This is a genomic window from Lentzea flava (genome assembly GCF_014648475.1).
Taxonomy (GTDB): domain Bacteria; phylum Actinomycetota; class Actinomycetes; order Mycobacteriales; family Pseudonocardiaceae; genus Lentzea; species Lentzea flava.
This window is the reverse complement of record NZ_BMRE01000006.1, coordinates 222,365-233,640: the sequence shown is the minus strand read 5'-3', so window position 1 is coordinate 233,640 and position 11,276 is coordinate 222,365. Positions and strand designations below refer to the sequence as shown.

The 11,276-nt window shown below is 68.0% G+C and carries 14 protein-coding genes and 3 tRNA genes; 3 read left to right on the top strand and 14 right to left on the bottom strand.

Features of this window, described 5'->3' with window-relative positions:
• Positions 1-114: 114 nt before the first annotated feature.
• Entirely contained in the window at positions 115-504 is a 390-nt protein-coding gene (gene rplL, locus IEZ09_RS11775) for a 50S ribosomal protein L7/L12 (RefSeq protein ID WP_189253665.1), read from the bottom strand.
• A 56-nt stretch (positions 505-560) separates the two neighbouring features.
• Positions 561-1,115, bottom strand: coding sequence for a 50S ribosomal protein L10 (rplJ, locus tag IEZ09_RS11770; protein ID WP_189253664.1), 555 nt, complete (start codon positions 1,113-1,115; stop codon positions 561-563).
• A 244-nt stretch (positions 1,116-1,359) separates the two neighbouring features.
• On the opposite strand from rplJ, the gene IEZ09_RS11765 reads away from it, so the two are divergent.
• Positions 1,360-2,058, top strand: coding sequence for a hypothetical protein (locus tag IEZ09_RS11765; protein ID WP_189253663.1), 699 nt, complete (start codon positions 1,360-1,362; stop codon positions 2,056-2,058).
• A gap of 9 nt (positions 2,059-2,067) precedes the next feature.
• Positions 2,068-2,358: a methyltransferase domain-containing protein gene (locus IEZ09_RS11760; RefSeq protein ID WP_189253662.1), complete on the top strand. Its 291-nt coding sequence runs from the start codon at positions 2,068-2,070 to the stop codon at positions 2,356-2,358.
• Here the strand turns inward: IEZ09_RS11760 and IEZ09_RS11755 are convergent.
• On the bottom strand, positions 2,324-3,196 hold the full coding sequence (locus tag IEZ09_RS11755) for an NAD(P)-dependent oxidoreductase (RefSeq protein ID WP_189253661.1): 873 nt from the start codon (positions 3,194-3,196) through the stop codon (positions 2,324-2,326). The genes IEZ09_RS11760 and IEZ09_RS11755 overlap by 35 nt on opposite strands.
• An 84-nt stretch (positions 3,197-3,280) precedes the next feature.
• Here IEZ09_RS11755 and IEZ09_RS11750 point away from each other — a divergent pair, with 84 nt between their 5' ends.
• Positions 3,281-4,282: a GlxA family transcriptional regulator gene (locus tag IEZ09_RS11750; RefSeq protein ID WP_189253660.1), complete on the top strand. Its 1,002-nt coding sequence runs from the start codon at positions 3,281-3,283 to the stop codon at positions 4,280-4,282.
• An 11-nt stretch (positions 4,283-4,293) separates the two neighbouring features.
• Here IEZ09_RS11750 and rplA read toward each other — a convergent pair whose 3' ends face one another.
• The 11 genes from rplA to IEZ09_RS11695 form a co-directional block, all read right to left on the bottom strand.
• Entirely contained in the window at positions 4,294-5,004 is a 711-nt protein-coding gene (gene rplA / locus IEZ09_RS11745) for a 50S ribosomal protein L1 (RefSeq protein ID WP_189253659.1), read from the bottom strand.
• An 81-nt stretch (positions 5,005-5,085) separates the two neighbouring features.
• Positions 5,086-5,520 carry a 50S ribosomal protein L11 gene (rplK, locus tag IEZ09_RS11740; protein WP_189253658.1) on the bottom strand — a complete coding sequence of 145 codons (435 nt, stop codon included), beginning with the start codon at positions 5,518-5,520 and terminating at the stop codon, positions 5,086-5,088.
• Positions 5,521-5,607: 87 nt separating this feature from the next.
• The gene (gene nusG, locus IEZ09_RS11735) at positions 5,608-6,384 is read right to left on the bottom strand and encodes a transcription termination/antitermination protein NusG (protein WP_189253657.1); all 777 of its coding nucleotides are present in this window, start codon (positions 6,382-6,384) and stop codon (positions 5,608-5,610) included.
• Positions 6,385-6,424: 40 nt separating this feature from the next.
• Positions 6,425-6,835 (bottom strand): preprotein translocase subunit SecE, encoded by a 411-nt coding sequence (gene secE / locus IEZ09_RS11730; RefSeq protein ID WP_189253656.1) that lies wholly within the window; start codon positions 6,833-6,835, stop codon positions 6,425-6,427.
• 34 nt (positions 6,836-6,869) lie between these two features.
• Positions 6,870-6,942 (bottom strand) — tRNA-Trp (locus IEZ09_RS11725).
• Between the two features lie 172 nt (positions 6,943-7,114).
• Positions 7,115-7,522 carry a MaoC/PaaZ C-terminal domain-containing protein gene (locus IEZ09_RS11720; RefSeq protein ID WP_189253655.1) on the bottom strand — a complete coding sequence of 136 codons (408 nt, stop codon included), beginning with the start codon at positions 7,520-7,522 and terminating at the stop codon, positions 7,115-7,117.
• Positions 7,519-7,968, bottom strand: a complete 450-nt coding sequence (locus IEZ09_RS11715; protein ID WP_189253654.1) for a MaoC family dehydratase N-terminal domain-containing protein — start codon at positions 7,966-7,968, stop codon at positions 7,519-7,521. The genes IEZ09_RS11720 and IEZ09_RS11715 overlap by 4 nt, the downstream gene beginning before the upstream one ends.
• 71 nt (positions 7,969-8,039) lie before the next feature.
• On the bottom strand, positions 8,040-8,204 hold the full coding sequence (gene rpmG / locus IEZ09_RS11710; RefSeq protein WP_015105301.1) for a 50S ribosomal protein L33: 165 nt from the start codon (positions 8,202-8,204) through the stop codon (positions 8,040-8,042).
• 171 nt (positions 8,205-8,375) lie between these two features.
• Positions 8,376-8,448 (bottom strand) — tRNA-Met (locus IEZ09_RS11705).
• 41 nt (positions 8,449-8,489) lie between these two features.
• A tRNA-Thr gene (locus tag IEZ09_RS11700) sits at positions 8,490-8,565 on the bottom strand.
• 74 nt (positions 8,566-8,639) lie between these two features.
• Positions 8,640-11,246: a putative bifunctional diguanylate cyclase/phosphodiesterase gene (locus tag IEZ09_RS11695; protein WP_189253653.1), complete on the bottom strand. Its 2,607-nt coding sequence runs from the start codon at positions 11,244-11,246 to the stop codon at positions 8,640-8,642.
• Between the last annotated feature and the right edge of the window lie 30 nt (positions 11,247-11,276).

Sequence of the window (11,276 nt, the reverse complement as noted above, 5' to 3'; positions counted from 1 at the left end):
CCCAGCGCGCCCAGAAAGGTCGCGGACATGCAAAACGGGCGTGCACCCCCGTTGAAAGGTGCACGCCCGTTCAGGCACTGCAAGGCAGAACGCCAGCCCCCGAAGGGGCCCAGATCACTTGAGCGAGATCTTGGCGCCGGCAGCCTCGAGCTTCTCCTTGGCGGCGTCGGCGACGTCCTTCGCCACGTTCTCGAGAAGCGGCTTCGGAGCGGACTCGACCAGCTCCTTGGCCTCCTTCAGGCCCAGGCCCGAGACGACCTCGCGGACGACCTTGATGACCTGGATCTTCTTGTCGCCGGCGGACTCGAGGACGACGGTGAACTCGTCCTTCTCCTCCTCGGCGGGGGCGCCACCGGCGGCGGGGCCGGCAACAGCGGCAACGGCGACCGGAGCCGCGGCGGTGACCTCGAAGGTCTCCTCGAACTGCTTCACGAACTCCGAGAGCTCGAGGAGGGTCATCTCCTTGAACGCGTCGAGCAGCTCTTCGGTGCTGAGCTTCGCCATGATCGGCGGTCCTTTCTAATCTCCCGCGCGAAAGCGTCGGGTGTGTCTTCGGGTGATCAGCTTTCGGCGGGAGCGTCGGCCTCGGCGGCGGGAGCCGCAGCGGCCTTCTTCTCCTGCAGGGCAGCAGCCAGGCGAGCGACCTGGGAAGCCGGGGCGTTGAACAGACCCGCGGCCTTGGCCAGGTTGCCCTTCATCGCGCCCGCGAGCTTCGCGAGCAGCACCTCACGGCTCTCGAGGTCCGCAATCGCGGTGACCTCGTCGACCGAGAGCGGACGGCCATCCATGTAGCCGCCCTTGATGACCAGGGCCTTGTTGTCCTTCGCGAAGTCGCGGATCGCCTTGGCGGCGTCGACGGGCTCGCCCTCGACGAACGCGATGGCGGTCGGACCGGACAGAAGGGCCTCGAGGCCCTCGACGCCGGCGTCCGCGGCGGCCAGCTTGACCAGCGTGTTCTTCGCGACGGTGTACTTGGTGCCCGCGCCGAGAGCGCGACGCAGCGTGGTGAGCTGCGCCATGGAGAGGCCACGGTACTCGGTGACAACCGCTGCCGAGCTGCTGCGGAACTGGTCCGCGAGCTCAGCGACCGCCGTAACCTTGCTGGGCTTCGCCATGATCGCCTCCTCTCTGGGCTGGGTTAGACCACCAGCTGTGAGAAGGCTCCGAAACAACAAAAACGCCCACGCGCAGCGCAGCACGGGGCGTAACAAGAAGCCAGCCTCGTCCTCCCTGCGCGGGCCGCCCGTGTTGCAACGGGGCCTTCGTTCTCCTCGCGGAGAAAACCAGCGGTCTTCGGTAGAACCACCGATGAGAGTACGCGAGTCGTGTCCGCCGAACCAAATCGGCATGATGTGACCTGTGACCGACGAGCCCGGCAAGGACCTCGCGCCCCGCCAGCCGCAGCCCCCTGCCCCTCAGATGGACCCGGAGCAGTTCAGGCAGTTCCAGGAGTTCCAGCGCTTCCAGGAGTTCCAGCGCTACCAGGAAGCCACGGGTCAGGCGCCCCAAGCGCCGAAACCCCAGGGCAAGCGCTGGTGGCTCGTCGTGCTCGGCAGCCGCATCTTCTGGCGCGGCCTCTTCCTGCTGGTCGTCGTCATCTCCATCGTCTGGGCCTACAACCACTTCTTCGGCACCGACGACCCTGGCGACATCGCCCAGGACAGCGGCGGCGTGACGGGCGCGGCCCAGGGCCTGCAGGCCCCGGCAGGCCTCCAGGGCACCGTGGGCATGTTCTACAAGCACGTCTCGTTCGCCGACACGACCCGCGCCTGCACGCTGTTCCTCCGCGACGACACCCGCCAGAAGTTCGCGAACGCCCACGGCGCAAGCGATTGCGCCGCCGCGGTCAAGGACCTCAAGACCAAGGTGACCAGCGTCGACAGGTACCAGCAGGTCATGTTCCCGCCGGAGATGCTGAAGACCCCGACCACCACGAAGGTCACCATCGACTCGTGCGCACTGACCGTCGAGGGCGGCCCGCGCCTGGGCACGTTCGTCGTCGAGAAGGTCGGCTCGGGCTGGGTCATCACCGACTGGTCACCCAGCACCTGTGGTTGATTGGGTTTCATGCTCACCCTGCCGGAGCTGGAACCCGGTCTGACCGTCCTGGACCATCCCGGCGCTGACATCCCGGCCATGGCCGACGCCGTGACGACGGACGGCCGCGTCGTCGGCGTCGACATCGACCCGAAGGTGGTCGAGGCCGCCAACGCCCGGTTCCACGACCGTCCGCACGTCGAGATTCGTCTCGGTGACGGCCACGCTCTGCCGTTCGAGACGCCACCTCGACAGGGCGCGGATGGACCGGGCCCTGCAGCACGTTTCAGCCCGCAAGCCGTTGTGACGCAACGCCGCTGAACGACTCGACGGCACGGGCGAGGCTCTCCTCGCCGTGCCCATCCGCGACCTGGCGATCGACCAGGGCTTTGAGCTCGCCGAGCGCGGCGAAGGGAACGCCCTGTGCTTCGGTGGCACGGATGAGCATGGCCAGGCCGGTCTGGTTCATGGCCAGGCTCGACTCGCCGGCGGCGTAGTTCCCGCTGTCGATCTCCTCCGCGAACGTGATCAGCGCCGGGTGCATGTCGGTCAGCCAGGACCACATCATCGGCATGAGCTCGGTGGCGTTGATGCCGGCGGCGCGCGCCACCGCCGTGCCGTGCAGGAACCCTCCGATCAGGCCGTACATCCCGGACAGGATCGCCACGTCGTACCCGGAGGCGAGGCCTGCGTCGGCTCCCAGGAACGTGACCTTTCCCAGCAGCGCCAACTGCTTCTGCCAGCGCTCGTGCACCGCGGACGAGCCGCTGTAGTTGATGGACGACTCGGCGGTGCCGATCGTCCGGGGCACCGCGTACACCGCGCCGTGCAGGTACTCGGCGCCGTTCTCCTCCGCCCAGCGGGCCATCTCCCGCGCTTCCTCGGGAGTGCCGGAGGTGACGTTCACGAGCGCCCGCCCGCGCACGTCCACGTCACGCAGAACCTCTTGTGCCGCTTGGTGGTCGAGCAGGGCCACGACCACGAGGTCACTGGCGGCCACGGCCTCGGCCGCGGTGGTCGCCACGGTCGCCGCGAGCCCCGAAGCCTTTGCGGCAGAACGGTTCCAGACCGTGGTGGGGTGGCCGTGGCGCAGGAACGTCTCCGCCAACGCGCGTCCGAGGTTGCCGAGTCCGAGAACGGTGATCGCTTCCGATGTCATGCGTTCAGCCTCGTCACGGGCGATCAACTCAGCCAGTGACCGGAATGACCCCTTTCGCCAAATTCCTGCCATAGGCTGGATCTCATGAGCGCTGGATCCGTGGCCCTGATCGTGCCCAGCGACTTCGGTGTGGCCGACCTCTACGAGCTGGGCATCCCCGCGGCCGTGTTCGGCACGCCGCAGCCGGACCTCGCCGACCCCTGGTACGAGCTGTGGTTGTGCGGGACAGGAAGCGACACGCGAGGCGCCGGGCCCGGATTCACCCTGCACACGACCCACGGACTCGATGACGTCGTGAACGCGGACACCGTCTTCGTGTCGTGGGTACCGGAGGAGGTCATCGAGGAGAACGCACCCGTTCCGCCCGAGCTGGTCTCGGCCCTGCGCAAGGCCCACGACAACGGCGCGCGCATCGTGTCGCAATGCGTCGGTGCGTACGCGCTGGCCGAAGCCGGTCTCCTCGACGGACGCCGGGCGACCGCGCACTGGATGCACACGGCCCTGCTGGCCGAGCGGTACCCGAAGATCCACGTCGACGACTCGGTGCTCTACGTCGACGAGGGTGACGTGCTGACCAGCGCCGGCATGACCGCCGGACTCGACCTCTGCCTGCACCTGGTGCGCCGCGACCTGGGCGCCCACGTCGCCAACCAGCTCGCCCGCCGCATGATCGTGCCGGGACATCGCCCCGGCGGCCGGAGCCAGGTCGTCGACCTCTCGGTCCCCGCGAGCGACGACCAGAGCCTGACGGCGGTGCTCGACTGGGCTCGCGCGCGCCTCGACGAACCGCTGACGATCGAGGACCTGGCCCGTCGTGCCGCCGTGAGCCCGCGGACGTTCTACCGCCGGCTCCAGGCCACGACCGGCACGACACCGTTGCAGTGGCTGCTGGGCGAACGCATCACGCGAGCGCAGGTGTTGCTGGAGTCTACGGACCTGTCGGTGGAGAAGATCGCGGGGCTGAGCGGCATCGGCACGGCGAACAACCTCCGGCACCACTTCCTGAAGCAGGTCGGGGTCTCGCCCAGCGACTACCGACAGCAAAAGGCCCCGGTGCCGAAGCACCGGGGCCTTTCACAGCAGTAGAACCGCGAGGCTCAGGCCTCGTCCACCAGCATGTTGCGGGTGCGGTTCGGGTCGACCGGGATGCCGGGGCCCATCGTCGTGGAGACGGTGACCTTCTTGACGTACCGGCCCTTGGCCGCGGACGGCTTGGCACGAAGGACCTCGTCCAGCGCCGCCGCGTAGTTCTCGACCAGCTTCTCGGGCTCGAACGACACCTTGCCGATGACGAAGTGCAGGTTGGCCTGCTTGTCAACGCGGAAGTTGATCTTTCCGCCCTTGATGTCGTTGACGGCCTTGGCGACCTCGGGGGTCACGGTGCCGGTCTTGGGGTTCGGCATCAGGCCACGCGGGCCGAGGATGCGGGCGATGCGGCCGACCTTCGCCATCTGGTCGGGGGTCGCGATCGCGGCGTCGAAGTCGAGCCAGCCACCCTGGATGCGCTCGATCAGGTCCTCGGAGCCAACGGCGTCCGCACCGGCGGCCTCGGCCTCGGCGGCCTTGTCACCGGTTGCGAAGACGATCACGCGGGCGGTCTTGCCCGTACCGTGCGGCAGGTTCACGGTGCCGCGGACCATCTGGTCGGCCTTGCGAGGGTCGACGCCGAGGCGAATCGCGACCTCGACGGTGGCGTCCAGCTTCACCTTGGACGTTTCCTTGGCGAGCTTGGCGGCCTCCAGCGGCGAGTACAGCCGCTCCCGGTCCACCAGCTCGGCGGCGGCCTTGTAGGCCTTGCTGCGCTTCATAACTCTGTTCCTAACCGTGGATCAGTTCGTGGTGCGTGAGCCGCGCTCGGCTCTCCCACGCTTTCTCGAAGAGGGTGTTGGTCAGCCTTCGACCGTGATGCCCATGGAACGGGCGGTGCCGGCGATGATCTTCGCGGCCTGGTCGATGTCGTTCGCGTTCAGGTCGACCATCTTCGTCTGGGCGATCTGGCGGACCTGCTCCATGGTCACCTTGGCGACCTTGGTGCGGTGCGGCTCGCCGGAGCCCTTCTCGACACCAGCGGCGGCGAGCAGAAGGCGCGCGGCCGGCGGGGTCTTGAGCTTGAAGTCGAACGAACGGTCTTCGTACACGGAGATCTCGACCGGCACGACCTGACCGCGCTGCGACTCGGTCGCGGCGTTGTAGGCCTTGCAGAACTCCATGATGTTGACGCCGTGCTGACCGAGCGCAGGACCAACGGGCGGCGCCGGGTTGGCGGCACCAGCCTTGATCTGCAGCTTGATGATCGCTGACAGCTTCTTCTTCTTGGGTGGCATTGTCCGTACTTCCTGTTATTGCGGTGTCCGCGCGCGGCCCTGCCAGCCGCAGCGTGGCCGATCGATCCCCTCGCGAGAGGGAACCGCTCAGATCTTGGAGACCTGGCTGAACGACAGCTCGACCGGCGTCTCCCGGCCGAAGATCGACACCAGGACCTTCAGCTTCTGGCCGTCCGCGTTGACCTCGCTGATCGTTGCGGGCAGCGTGGCGAACGGGCCGTCCATGACGGTGACCGACTCGCCGACCTCGAAGTCGACCTCGATGGTCGGCTTCGGCGCAGCCGTCGCGGCGGCCTTCTTGCCCTCGGCGGGCTTCTGCTCACCCTGCGGGAGCAGGAACTTCAGCACCTCGTCGATGGTGAGCGGCGAGGGCTTCGAGGTGGCTCCGACGAACCCGGTCACGCCCGGCGTGTTGCGGACGGCGCTCCAGGACGCGTCGGTGAGCTCCATGCGGACCAGGATGTAGCCGGGCAGCACCTTGCGCTGCACCAGCTTGCGCTGGCCGTTCTTGATCTCGGTGACCTCTTCGGTCGGCACCTCGACCTGGAAGATGTAGTCCTCCATGTCGAGCGTGTGGATACGAGTCTCGAGGTTCGCCTTGACCTTGTTCTCGTAACCGGCGTACGAGTGCACGACGTACCAGTCGCCGGGCGCGTGGCGCAGGGCCTGACGCAGCTCTTCGGCGGGGTCCGCGATCTCTTCGTCGATGGGCGTCTCGTCGATCGCCAGAACGTCGACGTCCTCGTCGGCAGCGTCCTCGGTGGCCTCCGACTCGACCGTCTCGTCGACCGCGGTGTCTTCCGACACCTCGTCGTCGGTGAGGTCGGTCAGCTCCTGGGCGTCGACGCCGTTATCGGAGGTCACTGTGGATCTCGCTTCCTGATTGCAGCGGCAGCTGTCCGGCTCAGCCGAACAGCTCGAAAACAGCCGCGCCGAAGCCGAGGTCGAGAGCCCACACCAGCGCAACCATGAACACCACGAACACCAGGACGACGCCGGTGTACGTGACGAGCTGCTTGCGCGTCGGCCAGATCACCTTGCGGAGTTCGCCGATGACCTCGCGGAGGTAGCGGAAGAACCGCCCGATCAGCGAGGGACGCTTCTCCTGTCCTTCACGGGTCTTGGTCGGGCGACCCTTCTTCGCGTCCTCGTCCGAGGAGTCGGACTTGACGACGCTCTTCTTCGACTCAGCGCTGCCGTCCTTGCGGGCGGCCGGGCGAGAGGAGGCACGACGTTCACGCCGCGCCGCAGCAGTGGACGGCCGGACAGCGCCTTCGCGCTCCTCCGGCTGGTCCTGCTCGCGGCCCTCGCTCATGCCGTCCTCCACTCCACCCATGACGCTTCGACAGCAGGGGCGACAGGACTTGAACCTGCAACCTGCGGTTTTGGAGACCGCTGCTCTGCCAGTTGAGCTACACCCCTTCGGGATCTGCGAGAGACCCCCTGGCCACAAGATTGGAAGTGTACGGGAGCCTGCCCGGACCACTCCAACCAGACCGCCCAAGCATCTCCTCAAGCGGCCTGTCGCACAGCCTACCCATACGAGTGCCGAGAACACGAATCAGGGTCGGGCAACTGTGGCCGATCACATGTGTCAGGAAACACGTACGCGAGCAAAAGCGCCGGTCAGGACCGACTTGCCCTCGAAAGCCGCGTTGATGTTGACCTTCACAGTTCCGTCCTCGAGGTCCTTGGTGACCTTCGCGGTGACCTCGACCAGCGCGCCCTCGTCGTCGTTGGGCACCACGACCGGCCGGCCGAACCGGCAGCCGTACTCGACGATCGCTCCGGGGTCGCCGATCCACTCGGCGACGATCCGCGACGCCACGGCCATCGTGAGCATGCCGTGCGCGATGACGTCCGGGAGGCCGACCTCCTTCGCGGTCTTCTCGTTCCAGTGGATGGGGTTGAAGTCCAGCGAGGCGCCGGCGTAGCGCACCAGGTCGGCGCGCGTGAGGCGGACGGACAGCGGCGGCAGCTCGGTCCCGATTTCGACGGTCACGCGTCTTCTCCCCTCACGACGAGCATCGACTTGGCGGTGGTGACGGGCTCGCCCTCGACCGTGCTGATCTCGGTCCGCACGGTGATCATGTCGTTGCCCATGCGGGACGTGATGGCGTCGATGTGCGCCACGCTGACGAGCTGGTCGCCCGCGGTGATGGGGCGGTGGTGGGTGAAGTTCTGATCGCCGTGCACGACGCGGCTGTAGTCGAGCTTCAGCTCCGGGTCGAACATGACCGTCTCGTTCGTCTTCATCGACACGACGATCGCGAACGTGGGCGGCGCGATGACGTCCCTGTGCCCCAACGCCTTCGCGGCTTCCGCGTCGTGGTAGGCCGGGCTGGTGGCGCCGATGGCGTCGGCGAACTCGCGGATCTTCTCGCGGCTCACGTCGTAGGGCTGCGACGGCGGATAGCTGCGTCCGATGAAGGAGGGGTCGAGAGGCACCCGAAGAGCCTATATGCGACGAGGCCCGCCCCAGACGTGGGACGGGCCTCGTGCGAAACCTTGCTACGCGCTCAGCGGGTTTCCTTGTGCGCGCGGTGCGTCTTGCAGTTCGGGCAGAACTTCTTGATCTCCAGGCGGTCCGGGTCGTTGCGCCGGTTCTTCCTGGTGATGTAGTTCCGGTGCTTGCACTCCTCGCACGCGAGGGTGATCTTGGGGCGTACGTCGGTTGCAGCCACGGTCCTTGCCTTCCTGAGAGCTCATGGACCCCGTGAGACCCAGTCCGGGCTTACCGTCTGGCGGGGGTGGGCAACGAACTTGCTGCCCGGGGGTATGGGGGCTTGGCCCCCAAAATCATGGCGGAGTGAGGACGGCTGGCGCTCTCCGCCAGCACACCTCACCCACTCACGTAGCGGTGGCCGGACTTGAACCGGCGACACAGCGATTATGAGCCGCTTGCTCTACCAACTGAGCTACACCGCTTTACACACCACAGCCGCGATGCTCAGCACCGCGGCCAGTAGTGGAGCCCCTTTACGGAATCGAACCGTAGACCTTCTCCTTACCATGGAGACGCTCTGCCGACTGAGCTAAAGGGGCTTGCTCTTTCGTTCTTGCCGAGCGAGGAGAACTCTACAACAAGCCTGCGCCAAGAACGAAATCGGGGGTGCCGATCAGTGCACCAAGGTGAGCACCGTCTCATCGCGCGCACCCCTGACCTGCACCGTTCGCGCACGGAGCCAGGCCTCGAACCGGTCCTCGGACAGCGGCCGCGAGATCAGGTAGCCCTGGGCCACGTCGCAGCCCATCCCGACCAGCTGGTCGCGAGCCGCGTCGTCCTCCACGCCCTCGGCCACCACGACGAGGCCGAGCGAGTGCCCGAGCTCCACGATCGAGCGGACCACGGCCATGTCGCCGAGATCCGTGCCCATCCCGAGCACGAACGACTTGTCGATCTTCACCTCGTCCACCGGCAGCTGCCGCAGGTACGCCAGTGACGAGTAGCCGGTGCCGAAGTCGTCGACCGCCAGCACGACACCGATCGCGTGCAGGCGCCGCAGCACCGGCAGCGCGCGCTCGGGATCGGCCATGACGCCCGATTCGGTGAGCTCGAAGGTGAGCAGGCCCGACGGCACGTCGTGGCGCTCCAGGGCGGCCGCCACGCGGTTCGGGAAGTCCTCGTCGCCAAGCGTCCGCACGGACAGGTTGACCGCGATGGACATCCGCAGCCCGCGGTCGAGCCAGCGCCGCACGCGTTCCAGCGCCCTGTCCATCACGAAGTCCGTCAGCACGTCCACGAGACCGGTGGCCTCGACGGCGGGCACGAACTCGTCCGGGTCGACGCGGCCGAACTCCGGATGTGTCCAGCGCACCAACGCCTCGGCGCCCACGACCTGACGCGACGGCAGCGCGACCTTCGGCTGGTAGTGCACCGAGATCTGGCCGGTCTCGACGGCCTGGCGGAACTGCGTCACGAGCTGGAAGCGGCGCAGGAAGATCTGGCCCATTGAGGGCGCGTAGGCCTTCACCGGCGTGCCTTCCGACGTGGCGCGCACGGCGACGTCCGCCCGCTGCAGCAACGCGTCCGGATCCGGGTCCTCGGTCTCGGAGTCCGCCTTGGACGCGTAACCGACGACCGCGGAGGCCTCGACCGTGAGCCGATCAACGGGATACGGCACGGAAAGGCCGGCCCGCAGCTTCTCGGCCGTCTCGTGCGCGATGGCGGCACGGGAGTCGTCGAGGAACGCCGCGAACGCGCCGCCCTCCAACCGCGCCAGCGGCACGTCGGCGCCGAGAGCGTCGCGCAGCCTGCGTCCGGCCGCGACGACCATGCGGTTTCCCCAGGCCTGGCCCAGCGCATCGGACACCGTCGACAGGATGTCGAGGTCGATCCGCAGCACCACTCCCCTCTGGGAGTCGCGCAACGGCTCCGCGCACGCCTCGCGGAAGCCCGGCCGGTTCAGCAGGCCGGTCAGCGGGTCGTGGTAGGCGTCGTGCCGCAGCCTGGCCAGCAGACGCCGGTTGTCGACGGCCGTCGCGAGGTGCGAGGCCAGCGTGCGCAGCAGCTGGATGTCCGCCTTGCCGAAGCCGCGCCAGCGCGACAGCCGGTCGTGCGCCTCGACGGCACCGAGCAGCTGGGTCGCGCCGCGCAACGGGACGACCAGCGCCTCCTGCGCTTCGCGGCGCAGCAGGGCCTCGGTGACGTCCTCGGTCGCGTCGGCCACGCGGTAGTAGCGGACGTGCGTGCCGGGCAGCTGCAGGATCGGGTCCTCGCGCACGGCCCGCGGGTCGGTCGCCGCCATCTCGTCCGGCAGCGGTTCGCCGGCGACGAGGGTGATCATGGCTTCCTGCGGGTCGGTGCGCAGGCGCAGCACGACCCTGTTGGCGTTGAGCTGCTCGCGGATGCGTTCCGCGATCTGCTGCCACTCGTCCTCTTCGACGCCCGTCGTCAGGTCGTCGTCGGGCTGGCGAGGGCCGGTGCCGTGTTGTCCCGACCTCGCGACGCGGAGGCTGACCTCGCTCAACGCCTCGAGGTCGCGCTGTTCGCGCAGCAGGCCCGAGTAGGCGAGGTAGGTGGCGACGATGCCCGCGAGCACCAGGACGATCAGGACGCCGCCCCACTCGGTGGTGGAGACGATCTGGTAGCCGACGAGGCCGGCCGAGGTGTTCAGCAGCGCCACGACGAGCGTCTGCAGCACGAGACGGACGCTGTTGCCGACGCGCATCGACTTGCCCATGAGCCGCAACGCGCAGAGGCCCAGCACGCTCGCGAGCAGCGGCACGGTGATCGTGCCGACGAACGGTCCGGCCCAGAACGGCCCGCTCTCGCCGGCCATCCTGTCGACGGCTTCCTTCACCGCGAACGCGACGGAGATCTCCATGAACATGAGGCCCGCGTTGTAGACGGCGCGGTCCAGGATCCGCCTGCCGAGCAACGTGCCCACGCCCGCGACCACGTGCGCGGCGAGCACGACCTCGAACGGGGCCACCAGCAGGCCCAGCACCAGCGGGATCTCGGTGAAGGAGATCGTCCACGCGACGCCGCTGCGGACGTCGACGTTGATCGCGAGCTGCTCGGCCAGCAGGAAGCCGACGACGAGCAGCGGCCCGATCCAGAAGAGAGAGGTGTTCTCCTTGTCGGGGAGCCAGGCAGCGACCATGCCCGCGCAGACGACGCCGGCCACCAGGAGGGTGACGGCGAACGCGCTGAAGGCGCGGTTGGTCGACTTGGCCGACCAGGCGGCCGAGTCCGACACGGGGGCCGACGCTCGGTCGGACATCCAGCCTCCTCGTCGGCCTGGGGTGGGGGG